Raw genomic sequence first — 24744 nt, 5'->3', positions numbered from 1 at the left:
CCCGGCCCCCGTCGCCTCCGCGGCGGGGGCCGGCGGCGTTCGGGCCGGGTCAGCGCTTGCGGAACACGAGCACCAGGTTCGAGACGAGCAACTCCCGCAGGCCGGGCACGCGGACCATCCACCACGCCCACGACGGGTGGTAGCGCGGGAACGCCGCGACGAGTTCCGCGTCCGCGACGGTGGCGGCCCAGCCCAGCCCGTCCGCGGCACCCACCTTGAACAGCGACGTTCCGTAGAGGTTCTTCGGCGGATGCCCGTGCTTGCGGGTGTACATCCGGGCGGCGCGCTCGCCGCCGAGGTAGTGCGTCAGGCCCATCTCGTGGCCGCCGAACGGGCCGTACCAGAGCGTGTAGCTCAGGATCACCATCCCGCCGGGCCGGGTGACGCGCAGCATCTCGTCGCCCATCGTCTCCCAGTCGCGCACGTGCTCGGCGACGTTGGACGAGAGGCAGACGTCGACGGCACCGTCGGCGATGGGAAGCGCGAGGCCCGAGCCCCGCAGGCCCCGCGACGACGTGATGCCGGCGGCGTGCGCCTCGGACGGATCGGGCTCGACGGGCACGTAGACCGCGCCGTGCTCGGCGAAGGCATCCTCGAAGTAGCCGGGCCCGCCGCCCACGTCGAGGACGAGGGCACCGTCGAGATCCCCGTACAGGTCGCCGGTCAGCTCGACGGTGTCGCGCGCGAGCGCACCGTAGAACCGGGCCGGCTCGGACTGCTCGAACCGGAAGTCGGAGAGCAGCCCCACGGAGCGCCGCAGGGTGGCGCGGCGGCGGAGCCGTTCCGTCGCGTTCTTCCAGCTAGCGGGGTACACGAGACCGGACGGTACCCTAGAACGCGTGCGTGAGGTCCTCCTGCTGTGTTGGCGTGACACCCGCCACCCCCAGGGTGGCGGCAGTGAGTTGTACCTCGAGCGCGTCGGCGAGGAGCTGGCCGCCCGCGGCGTCCGCGTCACGTTGCGCACCGCGATGTACCCCGGCGCCGCGCGATCGGAGACGGTGCGCGGCGTGCACGTCTCCCGTGGCGGTGGCCGGTTCACCGTCTACCCGCTGGCGCTGCTGGCGATCGTGCTGGCGCGGTGCGGGCGCGGCCCGCTGCGCGGCATCCGCCCCGACGCGGTGATCGACACGCAGAACGGCATCCCCTTCTTCGCGCGACTCGTCGCGGGCGTCCCCGTGACGGTGCTCGTGCACCACTGCCATCGCGAGCAGTGGCCCGTCGCGGGCCGGCTCGTCGCGCGCATCGGCTGGTTCATCGAATCGCGGCTCTCGCCGTGGGTGCACCGGGCGTCGCAGTACCTCACCGTCTCGCTGCCGTCCGCCGAGGAACTGGCGCTGCTCGGCGTCGGCCCGGAGCGGGTGGCCGTGGTGCGCAACGGGATCGACGCCGTCGAATCCGGCGTCGCGGATGTGCGATCGTCGTCGCCGCGCATCGTCGTGCTCTCGCGCCTCGTACCGCACAAGCAGATCGAGGACGCCCTCGACGTGCTCGCCCGCCTGGGCCGCCGCGTCCCCGACCTGCACCTCGACGTCATCGGCAGCGGCTGGTGGGACACCGAGCTCTACGCCCACGCGGACAAGCTCGGCGTCCTCGACCGGGTCACCTTCCACGGCCATGTCACCGAGCAGCGCAAGCACCGCCTGCTCTCCCGCGCGTGGGTACACGTCATGCCCTCGCGCAAGGAGGGCTGGGGCATCACGGTGATCGAGGCGGCGCAGCACGGGGTGCCCACCGTGGGGTACGTATCGTCGCGCGGGCTCACCGATTCCGTGGTCGACGGTGCCACCGGCCTCCTCGTCCGCGACCTCGCGGGGCTGACGGAGGCGGTGCACACCCTGCTGCGCGACCCGCTGTTGCGCGAGGAGCTCGGCGCGAAGGCGCAGGAGCGGGCGGGGGAGTTCTCCTGGCCCGCCACCGCCGACGGTGTCTCCCGCGTGCTCTCCGCCTCCGTCGCGGGGGAGCGCGTGGGCGGCCTGGTCTGAGACCGCAGTCCGACGGTCCGCCGGCGCTGCCCGTCTGCCGGCGGGGAGCGCGGAGCATGGTCCGAACCTGCCGGTGATCGCACCGTCGGCCTCCCCCCCTGATTCGTTCGGCCCCCACCGGAACACCGTGTGTTGCGGTGGGGACGGAACGGATCGAGGGGGAGTGATGGCGTTGCGGTGGGGAGCGAGCGGATCGAGGGGGAGGAGCGGCGCTACTGCGCCTGCATCCGCTACCGTGAAGACGTGGTGAGGCAGGCTGCGAATCCGACCTGGGTGGGGTGGCTCCTCATCCTCTCGGGAGCGCTCGTCATGGCCTCCGCGCTCGTTCGCGACTGGTCGACGTGGCCGGACTCCCGCAGTGTGCTTCCTGCCGGGGTGGCGCTCGTGAGCGTCTGTCAGATCATCGTCGGCGTCGTCACGGTGCGCCGGGACCGGAGGAGGCGCGATGGCGCGGCGTGCTGATACTGCGACGCGGGTGGTCCCGGTCGGGGTGCTCAAGGCCCTCGCCGGGCTGCTCCTGCTGATCTGGTTGGCGCTCTTCGCGGTGACCGTGCTGATCGACTGGCCCGTCGACGGCCCGCGGAGTCAGGGTGTCGCCCACGGCCTGATGTTCGCAGTGAGCCTCGTCGTCGCGATCACCGCGACCCAGCTGTGGCGGATCGCCGTCGCGATGGAGCCGGAGACGAGCGCGCGGGACGCCCGAGGGCTCGTCGGAGGCTTCGTCCTGGCCGTTCCGGCGATAACGCTGATGTGGATGGACTACGACGACTGGGCGCCTTGGCGCATGGCAGCGGTCGTGGCGCTGTTCCTGGTGATGCTCGTGCTGGCGGTACTCGACTTCCGAGACCGGCGCAAGCACAAGGGGGAGATCGTGGCGCCGGTCGCGACGATGACGGTGCCCACGCCGCGCGGAGACCGGGAGGTCCGCATCGCGCAGCCGGAGGGGCTGCACGACCGGTGGATGACCCGCTGGTCGATCGGCACGCCAGAGGGCACCGTCCAGCGCGTCTCCTACGGCCCGGACCCGATGCGTTCGCTCACAGCTGCACTCGCCGACGCGGAGGCCGCGACCGTCGTAATCTGAAACGGTGGCAGACACCGAGAAGCGGCGCCCCGCGATCCTGACCGTCGACGACGATCCGAGCGTCTCCCGCGCCGTCGCCCGGGACCTGCGGCGCAAGTACGGCGGCGAGTACCGGATCGTGCGCGCGGAGAGCGGCGAGCAGGCGCTCGAGGCGCTCAAGGAGCTCAAGCTCCGCGGTGATCTGGTGGCCGTGATCCTCGCCGACTACCGCATGCCGCAGATGACGGGGCTGGAGTTCCTCGAGGCCGCGATGGACGTCTACCCGGGCGCGCGCCGGCTGCTGCTCACCGCGTACGCGGACACCGGCGCCGCGATCGAGGCGATCAACGTCGTCGATCTGGACCACTACCTGCTCAAGCCGTGGGACCCGCCGGAGGAGAAGCTCTACCCCGTTCTCGACGCCCAGCTCGAGGCGTGGCTGTGCAGCGACCACCGACCCGTCCCCGAGACGAAGGTGGTCGGGCACCGCTGGTCGGCCCGCTCGTCGGAGGTGCGGGAGTTCTTGGCCCGCAACCAGGTCCCGTACCGCTGGTACACCGCCGAGTCGCCCGAGGGGCAGCGTCTCCTCGCCGCCGCGGGGGTCGACGGGCAGCAGCTCCCGCTCGTCGCCGCGGCGGACGGGACCGCGCTCTGCGCACCGTCGGACAGCGAACTGGCCGAACACGTGGGCCTGAACACCACCCCGTCGGAGGAGTTCTACGACCTGGTGGTCGTCGGAGCCGGACCCGCGGGGCTGGGCGCCGCCGTCTACGGCGCCTCGGAGGGGTTGCGGACGGTGCTGGTCGAGCGGTCCGCCACGGGCGGGCAGGCCGGGCAGAGCTCGCGGATCGAGAACTACCTCGGCTTCCCCGACGGGGTCTCCGGCGGTCAGCTCACCGACCGGGCGAGGCGGCAGGCGAACAAGTTCGGCGCCGAGATGATCACCGCCGCCGACGTCGTCGCGCTGGAGGTGACCGGCGCGGGACGGCGGGTGCGATTCTCCGACGGCACCGTCGTGGGGGCGCACACCGTCATCCTGGCGACCGGGGTCGCCTACCGGCAGCTCGACGCGCCGGGTATCGAAAGACTCACGGGCGCAGGCGTCTTCTACGGCTCGGCGATGACCGAGGCGCCGGCGTGCCGCGGGCAGGACGTCTACATCGTGGGCGGCGCGAACTCGGCCGGGCAGGCCGCGGCGTTCCTGTCCAAGGGCGCCCGCTCGGTCACCCTGCTGGTGCGCGGGGACTCGCTCGAGGCATCGATGTCGTACTACCTGATCCAGCAACTGAATTCGATCGAGAACGTGCACGTGCGCCCGCACACCCGGGTGATCGAGGCGCACGGCGACGATCACCTGACGCGGCTCACGCTCCGCGATACCCGCTCGGACGAGACCGAGGAGGTCCCGGCGGACTTCCTGTTCGTCTTCATCGGCGCCGAACCGCGCACGGACTGGCTCGACGGCGTCGTCGCGCGGGACGGGCGGGGCTTCCTGCTGACCGGCCCGGATCTCACGCCCGACGGTGCCGCCCCGCGGACCTGGGAGCTGGATCGTCCTCCGTTCCACCTGGAGTCGAGCGTGCCGGGCGTCTTCGTCGCCGGCGACGTGCGCTCCGAATCGGCGAAGCGCGTCGCCTCCGCGGTGGGCGAGGGCGCGATGGCCGTGATGTTCGTGCACCGCCACCTGGAGGGGATCGACTCATGAGTACTCACGATCCGTGCTTCGTCGACGAGCTGCGCACCCTGTTCCTGTTCGAGAAGCTCGACGACGATCAGCTCGAATGGCTCTGCGAGCGCGGGCATGTGGAGACCTTCCCCGCCGGTCCCGTGTACTCGACGGGAGAATCCGCCGACTGGCTCTACGTGCTGCTCGACGGGACCATCGCGCTGTCGCAGAAGGTGGGTGACGCCGAGATCGAGACCACCCGCTCCGATCAGCGCGGCGCCTACGCCGGCGCGTGGTCGGCCTTCCTCGGCAAGGGCGGCCCGGCGCAGAAGCAGTACAACTCGTCGATGCGCGCGGTGACGCCGGCGCAGTTCTTCATGCTGCCCGCCGAGGACTTCAACGAGGCCATGCACCAGTGGTTCCCGATGGCGGTGCACCTGCTGGAGGGCGTGTTCTACGGCGGGCAGCGCACCCGGCAGATCGTCGAACAGCGGGAGCGACTGCTGGCGCTGGGCTCGCTCTCCGCCGGGCTCACCCACGAGCTGAACAACCCCGCGGGCGCCGCAACTCGCGCGGTCGCGGACCTGCGCACCCGCGTCGGCGGCATGCGGCACAAGCTCGCCGGCATCGCCAGCGGCAAACTGGACCGCACCCGGCTGGTGGATCTGGTGAAGTTCCAGGAGGAGGCGGTGGAGGCCGTGGCGCAGGCGCCCGACCTCGGCCCGCTCGAGGCCTCCGACCGCGAGGACGAGCTGATGGACTGGCTCGACGACCACGACATCACCGACGGGCACGTCCTGGCGCCGGTGTTCGTGGCGGCCGGCCTGCAGACCGACTTCCTCGACCGCGTCGCGGGCTCGCTCGACGACGGCCCCGTGCTCTCGGGTGCGCTGCGCTGGCTGTACTACACCGTCGAGACCGAGTTGCTGATGAACGAGATCACCGACTCGACCAACCGGGTCTCCACCCTGGTCCAGGCTGCCAAGCAGTACTCGCAGATGGATCGCGCGCCGTTCCAGGTGCTCGACGTGCGCGAGCTGCTCGACAGCACCGTCGTGATGCTCAGCCGCAAGCTGGGCGAGGTCACCGTGGTGCGGGACTACGACCCCGACCTGCCGGAGATCAAGGGCTTCGGCGCCGAGCTGAATCAGGTGTGGACCAACCTGATCGACAACGCCGTGCAGGCGATGGACGGCCGAGGCACGCTGACCCTGCGCGCCCACCGTAAGGACGATGCGGTGATCGTCGAGGTCGCCGACACCGGCTCCGGCATCCCCGCCGACGTCCTGCCGCGCATCTTCGAGCCGTTCTTCACCACGAAGGGCGTCGGCGAGGGAACCGGTCTGGGCCTGGACATCTCGTGGCGCATCGTGGTCAACAAGCACCAGGGCGACCTGGCGGTGCGCTCCGAGCCGGGGAACACCGTGTTCACCGTGGAACTGCCCGTCGACGGGCCGCAGCGCGAGGAGATCGCGATCCCGGACGAGCCGGGCGCCGAGGGAGAGGAACCCCACGCATGACCGCACCGAACGACCCCATCGACCCCGCCGTGCCGCCCAGCGGCCCCGGCTGCGTGGAGTGCGACGCCGACGGCGGCTGGTGGGTGCACCTGCGCCGCTGCGCCCGGTGCGGCCACGTCGGCTGCTGCGACTCCTCGCCCGGGCAGCACGCGAGCGCCCACGCCCGCGAGAGCGGCCACCCGATCGTGCAGACCTACGAGCTCGGCGAATCGTGGTTCTGGGACTACGTCTCGGAGGACTACTACGACGGTCCGCGGCTCGCGGACCCGCAGAACCACCCGGTCGAGCAGCCGGTGCCGGGGCCCGCGGGGCGCGTGCCCGCCGACTGGCGGAACCACGTGCACTGAGCCCGAGTCCTCGCCGGCGCGATCAATGCGAGGATGGCAATAGCCGTATCCGGACCTGGAGGAGAACCATGCCGCAGACCGTCAGAGGAATCGTCGCCCGCGCGAAGGGTGAGCCCGTCGAGGTGCTCCCGATCGTGATCCCCGATCCCGGTCCGGGTGAGGTGGTGGTCGCGGTGCAGGCGTGCGGCGTCTGCCACACCGATCTGCACTACCGGGAGGGCGGCATCAACGACGAGTTCCCGTTCCTGCTCGGCCACGAGGCCGCCGGCGTCGTCGAAACCGTCGGTGAGGGCGTCGATCACGTCGCCCCCGGTGACTACGTGATCCTCAACTGGCGCGCCGTGTGCGGCCAGTGCCGCGCCTGCAAGCGCGGCAAGCCGCAGTACTGCTTCGACACCTTCAACGCCACGCAGAAGATGACGCTCGAGGACGGCACCGAGCTCTCGCCCGCCCTCGGCATCGGCGCCTTCGCCGAGAAGACGCTCGTGCACCAGGGGCAGTGCACCAAGGTCGATCCCGAGGCCGATCCGGCCGTCGTGGGCCTGCTCGGCTGCGGCGTGATGGCGGGCCTCGGTGCCGCCGTGAACACCGGCGGCGTCTCGCGCGGTGACACCGTGGCCGTGATCGGCTGCGGCGGTGTCGGAGACGCGGCGATCGCGGGCGCGCGACTGGTCGGCGCGCGCACCATCATCGCCGTCGATCGCGATCCGAAGAAGCTGGAGTGGGCGCGCGACCTGGGCGCCACGCACACCGTCAACGCCGCGGAAGTCGATGCGGTGGAGGCGATCCAGGAACTCACGGACGGCTTCGGTGCCGACGTGGTGATCGACGCCGTGGGGCGCCCCGAGACGTGGAAGCAGGCCTTCTACGCGCGCGACCTGGCCGGCACCGTCGTCCTGGTGGGCGTGCCGACGCCGGACATGACCCTCGACATGCCGCTCATCGACTTCTTCTCGCGCGGTGGGGCTCTCAAGTCCTCGTGGTACGGCGACTGCCTGCCCGAGCGGGACTTCCCGCAGCTCGTCGACCTCTACCGGCAGGGCCGCCTGCCGCTGGAGAAGTTCGTCACCGAGCGGATCGGCCTCGACGAGGTGGAGCAGGCCTTCGAGACCATGCACCGGGGCGAGGTGCTGCGCTCGGTGGTGGTCCTGTGAGCCTGCGCGTCGAGAACGTCGTCACCAGTGGGCAGTTCAGCCTCGACGGCGGCACCTGGGACGTCGACAACAACGTCTGGCTGGTCGGCGACGACTCCGAGGTCGTGGTCATCGATGCGGCGCACTCCGCCGCCCCGATCATCGCGGCGGTCGGCGGGCGCACGGTCCGCGCAATCGTCTGCACCCATGGGCACAACGATCACGTGACGGTCGCGCCGGAGCTCTCCGAGCGGCTCGACGCGCCGATCCTGCTGCACCCCGGCGACGACGTGCTGTGGGAGATGACGCACCCCGGTGTGGGGCACGAGGATCTGGCCGACGACAGCCGGATCGCCATCGGCGGCACGGAGATCCGCGTGATCCACGCGCCCGGCCATTCGCCGGGGTCGGTGTGCCTGTACCTGCCGGAGGCGGGGCAGCTGTTCAGTGGCGACACGCTGTTCGCGGGCGGGCCGGGCGCCACCGGCCGCTCGTACAGCGATTTCTCGGTGATCATCGAGTCCATCCGGGACCGGCTGTTCGCGTTGCCGCCCGAGACCGTGGTGAACACGGGGCACGGTGATGGGACCACCCTCGGGACGGAGTCGCCGCACCTGGAGGAGTGGATCCGCCGCGGTCACTGACCCGCGACGCAAAACGCACCCGGGTTGTATCTTCATTTGCATGACCAGAGTGCTGATGGGTCCGCCGGCGAGCAGGTGGTGGATCGCCTACCTGCTCGTCTTCGGCGCCTGTCTCGTCGAAGCGCTCGCGGCGCGCCGCTGGGGCATCGCCGCGCTCGTCCTCGCGGTCCTCGCCGCGGGCCTGGTGACCACGGCCTGGTCCCTGCTCGCCCAGATCGTCGTCCACCTGGTGGCCTGCGCTCTCGCGGCGGCATCCGCGCTGATCGCGGCCCTGGAGGGCCGGACCTTCTGGGCCGTCTTCGGCGTCCTCGCGACGCTCGCCCTGGCCGCGGTGATCCCGCTTGCGCGCCGCGAGGGCTCGGGCGGCCGCATCCGCACGGAGGAGCTCGTCGGCCTGACGGTGCCGCAGGCCGAGCGCCTGCTCGGCTACCCGCTCACGCGCGCGCCGGGCGGCCTGGGTGCACCCGTGCTCGTGCCGGTCCCGTTCGGGCCCCGTCCCGACGGCGCCGACCCGGGCCGCCGGGCCGCGCTGGTGGTGACCTCGGTCGCGGTCGACCCCGCAGGCCCGTGGATCGCCTTCGGCGTCGCCCCGATTGAGCGGGTGCCGGCACTCGATCGCGACACCCGCGGGTTGTTGCAGGAGGAACTGCGCTCCCGGATCGGCGGCTTCGCGGCCGCCCTCCGGCCCGAACGCCCCGGCAGCGCGCGCCGGGGCGCGCCTCCGCAGCGGAGTGCGCCCGTGCGCCGCGCGCCGGTGGCGCGGACCGCCGCTACACCGAGATGAGGGCGGGGCTGCGGTCGGCGACCTCGATGATGCGCTCGCGCAACAGCTGGAAGACGATGTCGACCGAGCTGGTGGCCTGCCCGGTGTCGGGGTGCATCGCGTTGAAGTCCAGGCCCGACTCGTCGCGGTTGATCCACATGAACACCTCGCGCGAGGGAGTCGCGTTGGCGAAGACCGAGAAGTCGTGCTGCTTGGCCAGTTCCGCGCCCGGCACCCGCGTCACGTCGATGTAGGAGAGCATCGGCGCGGCGAAGCCGTGCTGCACCGGGAACTCCGGATCGTCGGCGAGCAGGTCGATGATCGGGAACACCGGCGTGCGGTCGAGCTGCTTGGCCGTCGCGACCGCCTCGTGCGCGTTGCGGGCCACCTCGTCGAAGCTCCCGGCGGCGACGAACTGCACGGGCACCAGCGTGACGTACCAGCCGACGGCCATGGCGTCGCCCGTCCCGGAGCGATCCGCGCGGGGGATGAGCATGGTGAACAGCTCGTCGCCGGTGAGGTGGTGGTGCACCTGCCCCAGCACGGCGAGGAGCGCGCTGCTCATGTTGGCGCCGGCCCGCTTGGCCGCCGCGCCGAACCGGGCCGTGCGGCCGGCGTCGATGAACGAGGCGTGCACCGCGATGCGACCGGGGGCGGCCTCCCCGTCGGCGAGGCCGAGCGGCAGGGGGAAGCGTGGCATGCCGCCCGCGCGACGCAGGGTCTCGCGCCACTGCACGACATCCGGGTGCGTCGGCGTGAGCGTGTCCGCGAGGGTGCGCTGTTCGCGGGTGAACTCGCTGTGCGGGCGGACCGGCATCGGGGTGAACTCGATGCCGCTGCGCGCTGCGGTGTAGCGCGAGAGGATCTCGAAGAAGCTCACCGCTTGCGAGACGCCGTCGGTGTAGAGGTGATCCGAGCACACGACCACCTGGAAGTGCGGGGCCTCCGCATCCGGGCGGGCGTTCTCGGTGCCCGTGACGGCGAAGGCGAAGGCGGCCCACTCGTGCAGCTCCGGCACCGAGCCCATCAGGTGGTCCTTGACGGTGACGCCCGGGTGCGTCGCCGAGGTGGCCTCGACGGCGAGCGTGATCTGCTCGGGAGAAAGCGTGCGGCCGCGCGGATTCAGGTTCGTCGTCACGGGGAATGCGGTGTGGAAAACGCCGTGCGCACGCACGAAGTCGTGGAAGACCGATTCGACGATTGTTGCATCGAATACATCGTGAATCGTGAATGTGGTGAAGACGAGGCGGCGGGTGCACGCCTCGCCGTCGATGCCGCTGCGCAGATGGTCGGCTTGCACGAACGAGGTGCACACGCCGAGGTCAGGGGCGGTGCGCATCGCCGCCTTGGTGGTCGCGTCCGGAGCCCAGACGGTCCACTCTCCCGCCGGGCACTGCCACTGTTCCGAGAAACCCGAGATCATGGAGAACATGATCCCGACTTCTATAGCGCGGCAAAAGATGCGGGAGCGGTGAGAAATCCAACAATGGTCATCTCTTCCCATTGGACGCCGCATAGCGCATTATGTGCAGTGCTAATGACGTAGCTGCATAACAGGGGTGTCTTTGGGATTCCCTCTGCAAATTACGGGTGTGTTTCACGAACGCCGTACAGAAAGCGGGCGCTCAGCGGCGGGTCGGTTCGGTGGCGCCGCCGGCGCCGTCGCCGGGGGCGGACGCACCCCGCCGGCGGGTGGCCGCCACCGTCGCACCGCCGAGCAGGAGGACGGCCCACAGCAGGTGCGCCGCCCAGGCGCCCGCCCGCTCGCCGCGCGTCGCCGAGGCGGTCGCGATCTCGCCGGGCACGCGGTAGAGACGCAGCTCAGGAGTGTCGACGGCGAGGCTCAGGCTCGGAAGCGGCACCGTCGGGAAGACGGTCTCGCCGCCGTCTGAGACCGCTTCGACGAGGACCCACCCGACGCCCAACTCGGCCAGCCGCGGCGCGAGGGTGTCGCCGCCCGCGGCGAGTGCGGCCTCCGCATCGGACGCGACGCCCGGCACCCGGTCGATCGACCGCGACCCGACGCGGAGTTCACCCGTCTGCAGCACCGGCGCCCGGAGCATCCGCGGAGCCGGGTCCAGGACGGGCGCGTCCGGCCCGTACGCGTACGTCCGGAACATGCCCGGCGGCAGCACCGCCACCGATCCGCGGTCCGCCGGCACCGCGTCGGCGACGGTGCGCCAGGCGTCGGGATAGGTCACCGGGGCGAGCGCGCCGCCCACGCCCCACGCCAGCCCCGGGAGGACGGCGACCGGCAGTGCGACGGCGACGATCGCCCCCGCCGGCCGCGCCGCGCTGGGGACCGCCGCGACGAGGGCCGCCGCGCACGTCGCGAACAGCGGCACCGCCAGCGCCACCCACTTCTGCCCGTCGCGCAGCAGGCCGCTGCCCGGGACGGCCTGCACCACGACCTCGAGCAGCGCCGTCCCCGGCCCCGTCGCCGCCAGCGCGGGCAGCACCACGGCGCACGCGCCGAGCAGCGCGAGCCGGCCGAGCGGCGGGCTCAGCACTCGCGCACGCAGGGCCAGCAGCCCGCCCCCGAGCAGGACGAGCGCGAACGCGGTCCAGAGCCACGGTGCACCGTCGGGCACGGCCTGCCGGTTCCAGATCCCCCCGAGCCCCAGCAGCGAGCCCAGCGTGCCCAGCCCGGGCTCCGCGCGGGCGGCGAAGACGGCCACGCTCGCGGGGTCCGCGCGCACGCCGCTGCCCGACACCAGCGACGGGTACAGCCACGGCGCCGCCGCGCACACGAACAGGCCCAGCTGCCACGCCCAGCGGCGCGGCGCCGCGACCAGGCCCGCGATCAGCGCGAAGACGGCCCCCGTCGGCGTCAGGCCGCCCGCCGCCAGGCACAGTGCGAACCCGCCGAGCTGCCGCCGGCCTCGCAGCCGGAGCCCGACGACGACCGCCCAGCCGATCGCCGCGTACCCGGCCAGCAGGCTCCAGTGGCCCTGCAGGAGCCGCTCCGCGACGAACGGGTTCCACAGCCCCACCGTCGCGGCGGCGAGGCCCGCGCCGAGGCCCGCCGGGCGGCCCACGGCGTCGAGCACTGCGAGCGCGCACCGCCCGAAGCCCCAGCCCGCCGCGACCAGCGCGACGAAGAGCAGGCCCGTGACCAGGAGGCCACCGTCGACGACCTGCGAGCCGAGTGCCAGGACCCAGTCCTGCGGGGTGGCGCGCGCGGCGTTGTCGCCGAGCCCCAGCGCCGTGTCGGTGAGGTGGGAACGGGGCGTGGAGACGGCGTCGCGCAGCAGCAGGTAGCGGCCGCCGACGGCCAGCGGTCCGAGGATCACGAAGGCGAGCACGGCGGACCAGGCGGCGAGGGCCGGGTCGCGCGATCTCATCACCGTCACCCTACTGACACAATGGCCGGGTGAGTGGTTTGGCGTGGGTCACCCTCGGCTCGATGCTCGCCAACCTGTGCTCCTACCTGGTGCACCTGCCGGCGAGCCGCTGGCTGGGGCCCGCGGGCTACGGCGAGTTCGCCTCCCTGCTGCAGTTGACCCTGGTCCTCGCGGTGCCCGCGCTGGCGCTGCAGACCGTCGTCGCACGACAGGTGGTGCGCGGCGCCGGGGCCGCGCAGATGCGGGTGCTCGGCTACCGGATCGCACTCGGCGCGGGCGTGCTCGCCGCCGTCGCGGTGCCGCTCGCCGCCGCCGGCCTGCACACGCGCCCGCTCACGGCCGCCGCCGCGCTGGCCGCCGCCCCCGCGCTGGTGCTGCTCGCCGTCGAACAGGGGCTGCTGCAGGGCGAGCGCCGCTTCGGCCGGCTCGCCGCGCTGCTCGGCATCGCCGGCCTCGGCAAACTCGTCTTCTCCGTGCCGGGCCTCCTGCTGGGGCCCGGGCCCGCGCTGCTCGGCACGACACTGGGCGCCCTGGTCGCGGCCGGCATCGGCCGGGCGCTCGCCGGGAGCCCCGACGGTGCCGCCGCCGGCCCGGACGCGGGCGTACGCGCGGTGCTCGGGGCCAGCTCGGTGCAACTCGTGCTCGCGGTGTTCGCCTCGCTCGACCTGCTGCTCTCGCGCCCCGTCCTCGGCCCCGCCGCGGCGGGCACCTACGCGCTCGGGGCGGTCGCGGCCAAGGTCGCCTTCTGGCTGCCGCAGGCCGTCGGCGTCGTCTTCTACCCCCAGCTCGCGACGCCGGAACGGGCCCGCGGTGCGCTGCGCACCGTCGTGCTGCTGCTGACCGGCCTCGGGCTCGCCTGCGTGGCGGGAGCGGCGCTCTGCGCGCCCCTGGCGACCCTGCTGGCCGGCGAGGAGTACCGGCCCGTGCAGGGGCTGCTGTGGCTGTTCGCGGCGCAGGGCGGCCTGCTGGCGCTGCTGCAGGGGCTGCTGCTCTACGCCATCGCCGTCGAGCGCACGGGGATGGCGCTGTACGCCTGGGTGATCGTCGCCGCCGAGGCCGCGATCCTGCTGACGGTGCCGCACACCCCCGCAGAAATGATCACCGCCGCGGCGCTGTGTGCGCTCGCGGCGGTGATGGTGATCGGTGCGGTCGTGACCGTCAGCGCTCGTCGCGCTTGCGGAAGTCGATCGCCTCGGTCTGCGAATCGTCGGGCCGCGGCTGGGCGTTGAACGCCTCCGTAGCCGGCTCATCGTCGCCGTTCGGGGCGGTGATCGGATCCTCGTCGAGCGGGGCCGTGGGCGCCGCGTCGTCGCGGCCCCCGGTGGCCACCGCGCGGCCCGAGCCCGGGCCGCCCGCCGTCGCCGCGTTGCGGCCCAGGAGCAGGGCGAAGACGCCGAGGCCCAGGGCGATCAGGCCCAGGACGCCGCCCGCGACGGGCGCCACGTACTTGGCGACCGCGATCTTGTTCTGTGCCGACTTCGCGGCCTCCGCCTGGGAGCGGACCGTCTCATCGACCCAGCGCTGCTTGGCGTCGAAGACGTCGAGCTTGAAGTCGCGGACCGGCTTCGGGGTGTTCGGCGCGACCTGGCCCGGCAGGCGGAACTGCTGGGTGTAGTGCAGCGACTGATCGACGATGATGCCGGAGGTCGGGTCGACCCACAGGTCCACCGCGGTCTTGGCCCAGCGGTTGAGCGTGATGTCGTCCTTGGGATCGACGCCGCCGATGCCCCACCAGCCGGCGGGCATGGTGAGCACGGTGCCGAGCGTCGGGTCGTTGCCCTCGCGGACGGTGGACAGGTCGACCCAGTCCTGCTGGCCCTGGAAGTGCAGCGTCTTGGTACCGCTGACCTCCTTCTCCTCGACGAACTTCAGGCCCACGTTCTTGCGGGTGATGAGGTCGAAGAAGGAGTACTCGCCGTCCTGCTCGGTGCCCGCGGGGAAGCGGTACTGCAGGCCCTTGCGGTCGTCGATCTTCACGGCCGGGGTGCTCTCACCGGGCGAGTAGGTGGCCTCGGAGGTCTTGCCGGTCGGCTCGGCCGTCTCGCGGTCGAGTGTGACGCGGTCGAGCCAGGCCTGCACCAGGCCGTCGTCGCAGGGGCGCTCGTTCTTCACGGCGCCGGTGAGCTCGGGGTGCCGCGGCTCGCCCTTGGTCTTGATCGACGGGACGACCATCGACATGCCGGACTGCACCGTCATGGACGACTTGTCCGACGGGGTGGTCACCAGGGTGCGGGTCTGCGTCTGCACGGAGACGTCGTTGACCACGGCCTTGCCCTTGTTGATCGAGCACAGATCCAGCGACCGCGCGGGGAACTCCGCGTCGGCCTGGGAGTCCGCGGGCTTCTCGGACCTCGCCACCGTGGTGGTGTCGATGTCGAGCGGAATCGTCGTCAGCTTGCCCGCGACGTACGCCGGTCCGGCGATCGCGGCCGTGATCAGCAGCGCGCCCAAGAAGATCAGGATCGGACCGATAACGCGTGCCAGCCGGCTACGGCCTACCGCCATCGAAGTGTCTCCTCACATCTCTTGTGGAGCGCGTGCGTCGTTCGCACACGCCGCAGGGGCACGCGGTCACGCGCTCCCTTCCAAGTACCCGAGCCTACAGGTGGTGGCGGGGTGGCACGGCCCTCGCGCGCGGGCGGGGGCCGATTCGCGGGTAGATTCGGTGAGCGATGAGCACCGTCGGGACCAGCCAGTTCGCATCTGCAAAGCCTGCGGGTGCGACCGGCTTCGTGCCCGCACTCGAGGGGATGCGGGCCTGCGCGGCCATCGCCGTGCTGGTGACCCACACCGCTTTTCAGACCGGTCAGGTGGGGTATTCGGTGCCGGGACGGGTCTGGGGCCGGTTCGACATGGCCGTCGCGCTGTTCTTCGGATTGTCCGGTTTCCTGCTGTGGCGGGCGCACGCGCGGGCCGCGTGGTCGTCCGCCGACGCCCCCGCGACCGGGAAGTACTACCGCTCGCGGATCGTGCGGATCATGCCGGCGTACCTTCTGGTGGCGGTGGTCGCGCTCGCGCTGTTGCCGCGCTCGAACCCGCCGTCGGGCTCCACCTGGCTCGCGAACCTGTCGCTGACCCAGGTCTTCGTGCCCTATTCCCTCACCGACGGGCTCACCCAGATGTGGTCGCTGTCCGTCGAGATGCTGTTCTACCTGCTGCTTCCCCTCGCCGCGGTGGCGGTGGGGCGGCTGCGCGGCCCCGCGGCGCGGTGGCGGGTTCCGGTGCTGCTCGCCGTGGCGGCGGTGTCCCTGACCTGGGCCTGGGTGGGTGCCGCGGTGCCGCTGCCGGCGGGCGTGAACTTCCACAACTGGCTGCCCTCCTACGTGCCGTGGTTCGTGGCGGGCATCGTCCTCGCCGAGATCGTGAGCGCGCCCCCGTCGCGGTACGGCGCGGTGCGGCGGCTCGCCCGGCGTCGCGCGTGCTGGCCCGCGGCGCTCGTCGTGTTCGCGGTGATCTGCACCCCGCTCGGCGGGCCGGTGACCCTGGATACCCCTGAGCCCTGGCAGTTCGCCCTGCGGATGGGGCTGGGCGGCGTTCTCGGCTTCCTCCTGCTGGCGCCGCTCGTCCTCGCGCCCGCGGGCGAGCCCGCCCGCTGGCTGGGCTCGGGCCCGATGCTGGCGCTGGGCCGCTGGTCCTACGGCATCTTCATCTGGCACCTCGTGGTGCTGACGGCGATCTTCCCGCTGTTCGCGATCGTTCCGTTCCACGGCGCGTTCGTGAAGGTGACCGTGCTGACGCTCGTGTTCTCGGTGGCCGTCGCGGCGCTGAGTTACGCCTGGGTGGAGGAGCCGGCCCGCCGCCGGCTCGCCCGTCGCGAGGCCCGACGGTCCGCCGCCGCCCCGGTTCCCGCCGCGGCGCCGGTGCAGCCCGAGCCGCCGGCAGCGGAGACCGTCGCGCCGGTGGGGTAGTCCGGCGCGGGAGCCATGCGTGCCGCGCATCGCTTCTCTGCGCGACCACACGCTCCGCGCAGGCCTACTCCGCGCCGAGGTCGGCGCCTCGGGCGTCCTCGCCGCCGCGACGTCGCCGGAATCGAGCGGGCGGCACCGTCGACCAGGCCATCAGCAGCACGCCCGTCAGGGCCAGGCCCTGCGGCCAGGGGCCGTGGCCCACGTAGCCCGCCTCGGCGTGCCAGGGGCCCGTCGCGAGCAGGAGCATGCCCGCCAGGACGAAGCCGGAGGCGCCGACCACCTGCACCACCGCCCGACGGTCCGCCGAGACGTGCAGCCCGGAGACCACCCAGGTCGCGACGCCCGTCGCCGCCCAGAGCGCCAGCCCCGGCCAGCCGCTGAGCACGAAGGCGACCGCGCCCACGCCGAGCGCGGCGAGCAGGCCCGGCTGCCACGCGCGCACCGGCTCACCGGCTCGCGGGCGCGACCCCGGAACCAGCGCCAACGCCGCGAGGATCACCAACAGCGCGAGGCCGCCGAAGAGCCCGATGCGATACGGCGCGTTGAGGCCGAAGCGCAGGGTCACCGCGCCGTCGGTGCCCTGTGGCACGACCCAGCCCTGCTGCCAGCCGTTGACCGTCACCGCGCGCAGCGGCGTCCCGTCGGGGCCGGTGGCCGACCAGCCGGAGTTGCGGCTCTCGGGGACCACGAGCACCTGGTCGGCGGCCGCGCGACTGACCGTGACGACCCGGCGGTCGGGCGTCCAGCTCTGCACCTTCACGGCCTCGTCGCGCACGGCGGCGTCCTCGGCCATCGCGGGCGTGTCCAGCGTCAGCGTGTCGACGCTGAAGGCGAGCCCCGGCGTCGCGACCACCTGCTGCCGGCCCGCGGGCAGCGGCACCGGCGCCGGGTCGCACGCGACGGCGCGGACGGGCGCACCGTCGCGCAGCGCCCGCGCGCCGGCCTCGAGACGGAACCGCAGCGTGCGGTCGCCGACACGCACCGTCGGGCCGCTCTCGCAGGGCACCACCACCGGGCGGTCCGCGGAGGCGGGCTCGGAACCGGGGACGGGCGTCCCGTCGGGGCCGACGGGCCGCACCTCGGCGAGGCCCGGCGCCATCTTCTCGAAGAAGCCGAAGTCGTTGACGTTGATCCGCTCGTCCCAGTCGAGCAGGGAGATCGCGATCGAATCGGTCACCGCGGGATCGAGCCGGACGGTCACCTCGTCCTCCCCTTCGGCGAGCTCGCGGACCTGCCGGCCCGTGCCGAGGTCGACGCCGATCCGGGTGGGGTGCGCGGGCGCCTCCCCGCGCGGCAGGCGCAGCGTCAGGCCGCCGACCAGCTGCGCGGACGGCAGCTGTAGCCGCAGCACGGGCTTGGGCGAGGTGGGCTCGGTGACCGACTGCGGCGCCGACCAGGTGGTGTTCGGATCGCCGTCGACGGCCGCGGCGGAGCTCGCCCGCCCGTCGCCGACCGCCGACTCCGCGAACGCCGACGGCGCGCCCGGCGCCGCGAGCAGCGCCGAGAGCGCCTGGCCGGGGCGCGCCCGCACGGTCAGCGTCGGCGTCACCGCGGGGGCGCCGGGCCCGTCGACGGTGCGCCGCAGCTGCCCGGGCTCCTCCGGGCCGATGGCGATGTCGGCGCACTGCACGGGCCCCGGGCCGCCGTTCTCGGCGGGCGTGACGACGCAGCCGGAGCGGCCCATCGTGTCCTGCCCGAAGACCCAGCGCTGGGCGGGGCCGGACGGCGGGAGCGCGACGTCGTGCCGCGCCGGGATCGTCGTCCCGGTGCGCGCGTCGGTGAGCTGCGCCTCGGTGATCGAGAACTGGTTGCCCCAGGAGCGGTCCGCGGTCTCGGCGGCGGTGATCCGCACCCAGCTCGTGGGCTCCGACGGCGCCACCAGCGTGATCGGGGTGTTCGCGGTGACCGGGTCGGAGTAGACGGTGCCCGCCTCGGTGGTGATGAGCAGTCGCGTCACCGCCGGGCCCAGCGCGCGCCCGACGGTCACCGTCACCGCCAGGTCCTCGCGCGGCTCGGGCAGGCGGAACTCGAGCCACTGCCCCAGCGCGTGGTCGAGGCCCGACGAGACCCACGAGGTGTTCTTGTCCCCGTCCACCGCAGCGGCGGTCCCGGCACCCGGCAGCACGGTGCCCAGCTGCGTGGCGTCGGCCGCCGAGCTGGACGCGGCGACGGTCGCGCCCGCCCACGTCCCGTCGACGAGGCCCTCCGCCGGATAGTCGGGCAGCCGGTTGAGGGTGCGACGGGGCTCGTCGGCGGTGCGGATCGCGGAACTGTGGTCGTCGACGCGGCCGTAGTCGCTCTCGCGCCGCTTGGGGGTGTCGGTGACGGTGAGCGGACCGCCGGGCAGGCCCGCGGCCTCGGCGTCCGCGGCGAGCAGCGCCGCGCCCAGCTCGCGCCGGCCCGACGCGGCGGCGTCGGCCTGCAGCCCGAGCAGTGCCTCCGGCCCGCCCGCGACGCGCGGCATCGAGGCCAGGTCCGCGACGTACGGACCGGTGGGGACGGCACCGTCGACCCGGTAGATGGTGATGGCCGGCAGCGGCGGCCGCAGCCCGGAATCGACGACCACCTTCTCGACGGTCGGCGGCGCGGTGTCGGGCCCGAACCGCGCGACCTGGCTGATCCCCGGCGAACCCTCGATCGCGGCGCGGGCCAGCGCGGGGCGGGCCGAGCGCGACGTGCCGGGGTCGAGGTCGGAGCGCAGCACCAGGTAGGAGATGCCCTGCCGGCGCAGCGTCGCGGCCAGGCCCGCCGACGGGGTGCCGGCGCTGAGCAGCCGCTGCACCGAGTCGAGCGCGCGGATCGCGCCGGGCGGGTTGAGGGGGATCGCATCGCGCACGGCCCAGGGTGTCTGCGCCAGCGGCTGGAGCGGCTCGTCGCGGGTCAGACCCCACAGCTGCGCGCCGAACGGGGCGCCGGGCACCACGAGGGCGCGCTCGGCGCGGGCCTGACCGGGGGCGGTTCCGGCGGCGTGGGCGGAGAGCCAGTCCGCCGCCTGCGACCAGTAGTCGGGGATCCTGTCGTAGGGGCCGCGCGGCGAGAGTTTGCCGGTCCAGGCCATGCCGCCCGCCAGTGCGAGCACCACGACCACGGCGAGCGCGCCCGCCGCGAGCCGGTCGTTCTCGGGGTGCGCCAGCGCCCGGCGTACCGTCGCCAGGCCGACGGTGCCCGGCAGCGGCGCCCGGGCCAGCAGGTGCGCCACGCCCACCACCAGCGGCAGGCGCAGCAGCGGCTCGAGCTTGTAGACGTTGCGCAGCGGCGCGCCGACGCTGTCGAGGAAGACCCGCACCGGCTCGGCGAACGGCGAGCCGAGCCCGCTGGCGTAGCCCGCGCCGATCGCCGCCAGCCCGACGAGCAGCACCGTCGCCCAGACCCCGCGCTTGGGCATCCGGCGCATGGTGAGCCCGGCGATGCCCGCGCACGCGACCAGGCCGGTGACGACGACGGCCGCCGGGGTGGTGGTGAGCATGGCGCCCGCGAGGCGCTCGTCGGAGATGAACGGGCTCCACGAGGTGGTGCCGCGCAGCACCTCCGGCAGCGACGCCCACTGCGTGGTCGCGCGCGAGGACTCGATGAACTCGAGGAACGGCGGGCTGACCCGGCCCATGATGAGCAGCGGCACGATCCACCACGTCGTCGCCAAGGCGACGCACACCGCCCACCACGCGCTGAACGTCCAGAAATTTCGAGTCCCGGCACTGTGCCGGTTCACGCGCACGTGCAGCAGCCACCACAGCGCGGCCACCGCGCACGCGAAGCCCGTGGCCACGGCGTTGACCGCACCCATCAGCGCGACCGCGACGGCCGAACGGGCGGCCAGGTTCCGCAGCGGCGCGTCGTGGCCCTGGAGCATCTGCACCAGCGGCAGCAGCACCCACGGGGCGAGCATCACCGGCGCGGTCTCGGAGCTGATCGCGCCCAGCGTCGTGAGCACCTGCGGGGCCAGCACGAACGCGGCGGCGGCCACCACGCGGCTGCCGCGCGAGCCGGTGCGCAGCGCCTCGGTGAGCCGGATGATGCCCCAGAAGCCCGCGAACAGCAGCAGCGCCCACCACAGGCGCTGCGTGATCCACGGCGGGACGTGCAGGAACTGGCCCAGTGCGAAGAAGGCGCCGTGCGGGAAGAAGTAGCCGTAGGCCTGGTTCTGCACCTGGCCGAGCGGGGACTGGCTGGACCAGACGTTGGCGGCGCGCGCCAGGAAATCGATGGGGTTCGCCGTGAGATCGAGCTTGGTATCGGCGACGACCTTGCCGGGTGCGCTGAGGAAGCTCAGCGCGAGCAGGGCGACGAACGCCCACGCGCCTGCGCGGCGGGTCAGGGGTTCGTCGTGCGGCTCCGGGCTACTTGCCTGCACCCGAGTCGTCGCGCTCGCCGTAGTTCGACGAGCCCTGCAGGAATCCCTTATCGGGGTTCACGGCGCTGACATCGGTGGTCGGCGACGTCTGTGCGACGGCCGCGCCGCTCACCAGTGCGAGGGCCACGGCGACGACGATGCCGGCGAGCGCGGCGGTGGCGCTGGCGATGATCGAGGTGCGGTCCATGCCGGAAAGTCTACAGGTCCAGCTCGGCGCAGCCCGACGGCACGATCATGACCGGCCGCTTGCAGCCGCGCAGGACGTGCTCCGACACGGACGAATGCCACAGCGCCTTGATGCCCGAGATCCCGCGGCTGCCGGAGACGATCACGTCCACGTCGAAGCTGTCGGAGGCGGCGATCAGCGCCGACCACACCGTGGTCGAGACCTCGATCAGCTCGCCGTGCGCGGTGAAGCCCGCGGCGGCGGCCAGGTCGACGCCCTGCTGGTTGGTCTTCTGCGCCTCGGCGTGCACCACGTCGCTCTCGCGGGTCAGGGCGGTCTCGGCGGCGCCCGCCCCCGCGACGCCGGACATGGCGGACAGCCGGGCGGCCTGGTGGATCGTGGACTCCCACGCGGTGACGACGATCGCCTCGGCGTCGCGTCCCTGCGCGAGGACCTTGCTGGCGTACTTGACGGCGCGCTGGGAGGACTCGGAGCCGTCGTACGCGATCAGAACCTTGACGGGGACACTCATGCGGATCACCTCGATCTTCGCGGTTGTCTGATGCCTCCAGATTACGCCGATCCCGTTGGGTTGCAAGATGCAAGTGATGGCGTGTCCGGTCGTGGGGAGGCCGGTCACGGGCTGGTTTTCGCGCGACTGCCAGACTGCGCGCATGCGAAGAAGCCGCTCCGTCCCGCTCCGCGTCGCCGCCCTCGTCGCGGCGACCGCCGCCCTCGCCGGCGCCGCACCGTCCCTCGCCGCGGCGGCACCGTCGGGCGCGGCGTGCGCGGGCTGGCGCACGACGGTCCTGCGTTCCGGCATGGGGACGCTCGAGAACCTCGCCTTCGACGGTGCCGGCACCGTCTACCTCTCCCGGCAGAACCCCGTGACCGGTCGGGGAGCGCTCCTCGCGGGCACGCAGCCCGGCGCGCTGCGCACCGTCGTCGACCTGCCGAACCCCGGCGGGATCGTCGTGCGCGACGGGGCCGTGCACGTCACGACGGCCAACAGCGCACCGTCGGGGCTGCTGGGGAAGACGGACGGCACCGTGAGCGTCGTCGATCCCGCGACGGGGGCGACGCGGACCGTCGCGGCGGGCCTGACGATGCCCAACGGCCTCGCCCTTCTGCCCGACGGCCGCGCCGTCACGAGCACGGTCCTGGGGCCGCGGCAGGGGATCGTCGCGACCGCGCCCGGTGGCGCGCCGGTGCCCTTCGCCCTGCGCGGCGAGAGCGTCAACGGCCTCTGGTTCGACGGTGCCTCCGGCCGCCTGTGGGCCACGACCGCCACCACCGCGACCACCCGGATCTACGCCATCGACCCCGCCCGGCCGGGGAGCCCGCGCCGCTACGAGGTCCCCGGGTTCGGGCCGGGCCATTTCGCCGACGACCTCACCGTCGGGCCCGACGGTGCCGTCTACGCCGCCCTCGACCTGCCGGGGACCGTGGTGCGGCTGGACCCGGCGAGCGGCGCGCAGTGCACGATTGCGACCGGCCACCGCGGCGTGACGTCCGTGCGGTTCGGCCGCGGGCCGGGCTGGGACGGCGCGGCGATGTACGCGACCACGCTCACCGGCAAGCTGCTTCGCCTGACCCGGTAGCCGCGACGATCTGACACACTGGCCCTCGATGCAGAAGTTTCGGAACCTCACGATCCTGGTGCTCGCCGCGGCCGGCGTGGCGGCGTGCAGCCCGGCGACGCCGGAAGCCGCCCCGTCGCCGAGCTCGACACTCGCGCAAGCCCCGTCGACGGCGTCGGCGGCACCGTCCTCCGGGCCCGCGCGCCCCGCGACCTGCGGCGCGGACTTCCTCGCGAAGCTCTCGGTGCGGGAGAAGATCGGGCAGTTGCTCATGGTCGGGGTCAAGGACGCCGCGGACGCGCGCCGCGCTGTGCAGCAGGGCGCGGGCGGCGTGTTCATCGGCAGTTGGACCGACCGCTCCGTATTCTCCGGCGGCACCCTGCAGTCCGTCGCGAAGGCGGGCAAGGTGCCGGCGATGGTCTCCGTCGACGAGGAGGGCGGCCGCGTCTCCCGGATCCCCGGCGCGAACCTGGTCTCGGCGCGCGAGCTGGCGGCGACGATGACCGTCGCGCAGGCGCGGGCGGAGGGCGCCCGGGTCGGGAAGCTGATGAAGTCGATGGGCATCACCGTCGACTTCGCGCCCGACGCCGACGTCTCCGCGCAGCCCGATGACTCCGTCATCGGCGACCGCTCCTACTCGAACGATCCCGCCGTGGTCGTGAAGTACTCGCAGGCCTTCGCCGCGGGCCTGCGCGACGGTGGCGTCTACCCGGTGTTCAAGCACTTCCCGGGGCACGGCAGCTCGTCGGGCGATTCGCACCGCGGCGGGGTCAGCGTGCCGCCGCTGTCCGCCCTCAAGCAGAAGGACCTCGTCCCGTTCCGCGCGGCGGTCGAGGCCGGCGACGCGGGCATGATGGTCGGCCACCTGACGGTGCCGGGCCTCACCGAGCCCGGCCTGCCGACCAGCCTGAGCCCGGCCACGATGCGGCTGCTGCGCGACGGTGCCGGATACGGCGCGAAGCCCTTCGACGGGCCGATCTTCACCGACGACCTCTCCGGCATGAAGGCGGTCACCGACCGGTTCACGGTGCCGCAGGCGGTGGCGAAGTCGCTCGAGGCCGGTGCCGATGTGGCGCTGTGGATCTCGACGGATCAGCTCGGCGCGGCCGTCGACGCGGTGGAGGCCTCGGTGAAGTCGGGCAAGCTCTCGCGCGCGCGGCTCGACGATTCGGTGCTGCGCGTGGCGCGCGCGAAGCACGCCGTACGCTGCTGATTCCGAACGGATTTCAGCGGAACTTACTTGCGGGTAACCTCGTGGGCTAGGATCTGACTCGAGAGTAAGGAGGACGCCGATGGCCGGTGGTACGAAGCGTTTGCCGCGCGCGGTACGCGAGCAGCAGATGCTGGACGCCGCCATCAAGGTGTTCTCGCGCAACGGCTTCTACGAGACGTCGATGGACGCGGTGGCCCGCGAGGCGCAGATCAGCAAGCCGATGCTGTACCTGTACTACGGCTCCAAGGACGAGCTCTTCGCCGCCTGCGTGACCCGCGAGGCCGGCAAGTTCATGCGCAGCATCGAGTTCGACGCCAGCCCCACCCTGCCGCCGCTGCAGCGCCTGCGGTCCGTGATCGCCGGCTTCCTCAAGTACGTCGACGAGAACCGCGACGCCTGGCGCGTGATGTACCGCGAGACCACGGGGCAGGCCGCCTTCGCCGCGCTCTCGGAGAACAGCCGCGAGCGCGTGGTCGAGATGACCGCCGTGCTCCTGCGCGAGGCCGCCAAGTACGCGCCCGACGACACCGACTTCGAGCTCTACGCCGTCGCCCTCGTCGGCTCGGGCGAGGCGATCGCGGACCGCCTCGCCACCGGCAAGGTCGAGCTCGACCGCGCCGTCGAGATCATGACCTCGTTCCTCTGGGGCGGCATCCGCGGCGAGCGCCCGGAGTAATCGCCCGACGGTGCCCGGCCTGTGCGCGGGTGCGGGGCGAGGCGGTGGACGCGGAAGGCGTGTCCGTTCCGACGAGCCATGCGTCGGACGCATGCCCCTGTATCCGCAGGTCAGGTGCGTTTCGGGGCACTCGAGCCATGCGCGAGACGCATGGCTCCCGTGCTTTCACATCCTCGGCTGCGCCCTCTCTTCGTGCATCATCCGGTCGACCCAATCGGTCATCGCCGCTCGGACCACCTCCGGCCGGTCGATGTGCACGTTGTGGCCGGCGCGGTCGGCGACGAGCACAGCCATCTGTTCTGCGTGCCTACCTGGATTGCGACGGGGCGCGCCGCTGAGCGGGTGATGCGCGCGGCGCATCGCTCGAACGTCTGGAAACGCGTTCGAC

22 protein-coding genes are annotated in these 24744 nt (G+C 72.9%); 14 read left to right on the top strand and 8 right to left on the bottom strand.

What is annotated here, in order from left to right; all coding sequences use genetic code 11:
* Positions 1–49 precede the first annotated feature (49 nt).
* Positions 50–814, bottom strand: coding sequence for a class I SAM-dependent methyltransferase (locus tag BLQ62_RS21765; protein ID WP_068564032.1), 765 nt, complete (start codon positions 812–814; stop codon positions 50–52).
* A 25-nt stretch (positions 815–839) separates the two neighbouring features.
* On the opposite strand from BLQ62_RS21765, the gene BLQ62_RS21760 reads away from it, so the two are divergent.
* The 9 genes from BLQ62_RS21760 to BLQ62_RS21720 all read left to right on the top strand — a co-directional run bounded on the left by BLQ62_RS21760 (position 840) and on the right by BLQ62_RS21720 (position 9139).
* Positions 840–1982 carry a glycosyltransferase family 4 protein gene (locus BLQ62_RS21760; protein WP_068564033.1) on the top strand — a complete coding sequence of 381 codons (1143 nt, stop codon included), beginning with the start codon at positions 840–842 and terminating at the stop codon, positions 1980–1982.
* A 243-nt stretch (positions 1983–2225) separates the two neighbouring features.
* Entirely contained in the window at positions 2226–2444 is a 219-nt protein-coding gene (locus BLQ62_RS21755; protein WP_139184284.1) for a hypothetical protein, read from the top strand.
* Positions 2428–3066 (top strand): DUF6968 family protein, encoded by a 639-nt coding sequence (locus tag BLQ62_RS21750; RefSeq protein WP_139184283.1) that lies wholly within the window; start codon positions 2428–2430, stop codon positions 3064–3066. The genes BLQ62_RS21755 and BLQ62_RS21750 overlap by 17 nt, the downstream gene beginning before the upstream one ends.
* A gap of 4 nt (positions 3067–3070) precedes the next feature.
* Positions 3071–4750 carry an NAD(P)/FAD-dependent oxidoreductase gene (locus tag BLQ62_RS21745; protein ID WP_068564038.1) on the top strand — a complete coding sequence of 560 codons (1680 nt, stop codon included), beginning with the start codon at positions 3071–3073 and terminating at the stop codon, positions 4748–4750.
* Positions 4747–6231: an ATP-binding protein gene (locus BLQ62_RS21740; RefSeq protein WP_068564040.1), complete on the top strand. Its 1485-nt coding sequence runs from the start codon at positions 4747–4749 to the stop codon at positions 6229–6231. The genes BLQ62_RS21745 and BLQ62_RS21740 overlap by 4 nt, the downstream gene beginning before the upstream one ends.
* Entirely contained in the window at positions 6228–6578 is a 351-nt protein-coding gene (locus tag BLQ62_RS21735) for a UBP-type zinc finger domain-containing protein (protein WP_068564042.1), read from the top strand. Before BLQ62_RS21740 ends, BLQ62_RS21735 begins: the two co-directional genes overlap by 4 nt.
* Positions 6579–6646: 68 nt before the next feature.
* Complete coding sequence (locus tag BLQ62_RS21730; protein WP_068530963.1) at positions 6647–7732, top strand: S-(hydroxymethyl)mycothiol dehydrogenase; 1086 nt, start codon at positions 6647–6649, stop codon at positions 7730–7732.
* Complete coding sequence (locus tag BLQ62_RS21725; RefSeq protein ID WP_068564044.1) at positions 7729–8355, top strand: MBL fold metallo-hydrolase; 627 nt, start codon at positions 7729–7731, stop codon at positions 8353–8355. Before BLQ62_RS21730 ends, BLQ62_RS21725 begins: the two co-directional genes overlap by 4 nt.
* Positions 8356–8395: 40 nt before the next feature.
* Positions 8396–9139: a hypothetical protein gene (locus BLQ62_RS21720; RefSeq protein WP_156483172.1), complete on the top strand. Its 744-nt coding sequence runs from the start codon at positions 8396–8398 to the stop codon at positions 9137–9139.
* Here the strand turns inward: BLQ62_RS21720 and BLQ62_RS21715 are convergent.
* Both BLQ62_RS21715 and BLQ62_RS21710 read right to left on the bottom strand, forming a co-directional pair.
* Positions 9126–10550 carry a condensation domain-containing protein gene (locus BLQ62_RS21715; RefSeq protein WP_068564048.1) on the bottom strand — a complete coding sequence of 475 codons (1425 nt, stop codon included), beginning with the start codon at positions 10548–10550 and terminating at the stop codon, positions 9126–9128. The two genes, BLQ62_RS21720 and BLQ62_RS21715, sit on opposite strands and share 14 nt — an antisense overlap.
* Positions 10551–10743: 193 nt before the next feature.
* Positions 10744–12462 (bottom strand): MmpA family trehalose lipid delivery protein, encoded by a 1719-nt coding sequence (locus tag BLQ62_RS21710; RefSeq protein ID WP_068564050.1) that lies wholly within the window; start codon positions 12460–12462, stop codon positions 10744–10746.
* 29 nt (positions 12463–12491) lie between these two features.
* On the opposite strand from BLQ62_RS21710, the gene BLQ62_RS21705 reads away from it, so the two are divergent.
* Positions 12492–13691 carry a lipopolysaccharide biosynthesis protein gene (locus BLQ62_RS21705; protein ID WP_068564052.1) on the top strand — a complete coding sequence of 400 codons (1200 nt, stop codon included), beginning with the start codon at positions 12492–12494 and terminating at the stop codon, positions 13689–13691.
* On the opposite strand, the gene pgfA is transcribed toward BLQ62_RS21705, so the two are convergent.
* Positions 13621–14967 carry a cell envelope lipid trafficking protein PgfA gene (gene pgfA / locus BLQ62_RS21700; protein WP_082756186.1) on the bottom strand — a complete coding sequence of 449 codons (1347 nt, stop codon included), beginning with the start codon at positions 14965–14967 and terminating at the stop codon, positions 13621–13623. The two genes, BLQ62_RS21705 and pgfA, sit on opposite strands and share 71 nt — an antisense overlap.
* A 167-nt stretch (positions 14968–15134) precedes the next feature.
* Here pgfA and BLQ62_RS21695 point away from each other — a divergent pair, with 167 nt between their 5' ends.
* Complete coding sequence (locus tag BLQ62_RS21695) at positions 15135–16370, top strand: acyltransferase family protein (protein ID WP_068564056.1); 1236 nt, start codon at positions 15135–15137, stop codon at positions 16368–16370.
* A gap of 64 nt (positions 16371–16434) precedes the next feature.
* Here BLQ62_RS21695 and BLQ62_RS21690 read toward each other — a convergent pair whose 3' ends face one another.
* Genes BLQ62_RS21690 through BLQ62_RS21680 form a run of 3 tightly spaced genes read right to left on the bottom strand, consistent with a single transcriptional unit; the run spans position 16435 to position 21419 of the window.
* Positions 16435–20721 carry an alpha-(1->3)-arabinofuranosyltransferase gene (locus tag BLQ62_RS21690; RefSeq protein WP_082756187.1) on the bottom strand — a complete coding sequence of 1429 codons (4287 nt, stop codon included), beginning with the start codon at positions 20719–20721 and terminating at the stop codon, positions 16435–16437.
* Entirely contained in the window at positions 20708–20908 is a 201-nt protein-coding gene (locus BLQ62_RS21685; RefSeq protein ID WP_068530989.1) for a DUF2613 family protein, read from the bottom strand. The genes BLQ62_RS21690 and BLQ62_RS21685 overlap by 14 nt, the downstream gene beginning before the upstream one ends.
* Positions 20909–20918: 10 nt before the next feature.
* Positions 20919–21419: a universal stress protein gene (locus BLQ62_RS21680; RefSeq protein WP_068531408.1), complete on the bottom strand. Its 501-nt coding sequence runs from the start codon at positions 21417–21419 to the stop codon at positions 20919–20921.
* A 142-nt stretch (positions 21420–21561) separates the two neighbouring features.
* Here BLQ62_RS21680 and BLQ62_RS24410 point away from each other — a divergent pair, with 142 nt between their 5' ends.
* The 3 genes from BLQ62_RS24410 to BLQ62_RS21665 all read left to right on the top strand — a co-directional run bounded on the left by BLQ62_RS24410 (position 21562) and on the right by BLQ62_RS21665 (position 24356).
* Positions 21562–22488 carry an SMP-30/gluconolactonase/LRE family protein gene (locus BLQ62_RS24410; RefSeq protein WP_068530992.1) on the top strand — a complete coding sequence of 309 codons (927 nt, stop codon included), beginning with the start codon at positions 21562–21564 and terminating at the stop codon, positions 22486–22488.
* Positions 22489–22516: 28 nt separating this feature from the next.
* Entirely contained in the window at positions 22517–23680 is a 1164-nt protein-coding gene (locus tag BLQ62_RS21670; protein ID WP_068530993.1) for a glycoside hydrolase family 3 N-terminal domain-containing protein, read from the top strand.
* A 79-nt stretch (positions 23681–23759) separates the two neighbouring features.
* Entirely contained in the window at positions 23760–24356 is a 597-nt protein-coding gene (locus BLQ62_RS21665) for a TetR/AcrR family transcriptional regulator (protein WP_068530996.1), read from the top strand.
* Positions 24357–24521: 165 nt separating this feature from the next.
* Here BLQ62_RS21665 and BLQ62_RS24405 read toward each other — a convergent pair whose 3' ends face one another.
* Positions 24522–24650: a hypothetical protein gene (locus BLQ62_RS24405; protein ID WP_269451310.1), complete on the bottom strand. Its 129-nt coding sequence runs from the start codon at positions 24648–24650 to the stop codon at positions 24522–24524.
* Positions 24651–24744 lie beyond the last annotated feature (94 nt).

It is taken from the genome of Tsukamurella pulmonis (genome assembly GCF_900103175.1).
Lineage (GTDB): Bacteria > Actinomycetota > Actinomycetes > Mycobacteriales > Mycobacteriaceae > Tsukamurella > Tsukamurella pulmonis.
This window is presented reverse-complemented; position numbering and strand designations above follow the sequence as displayed.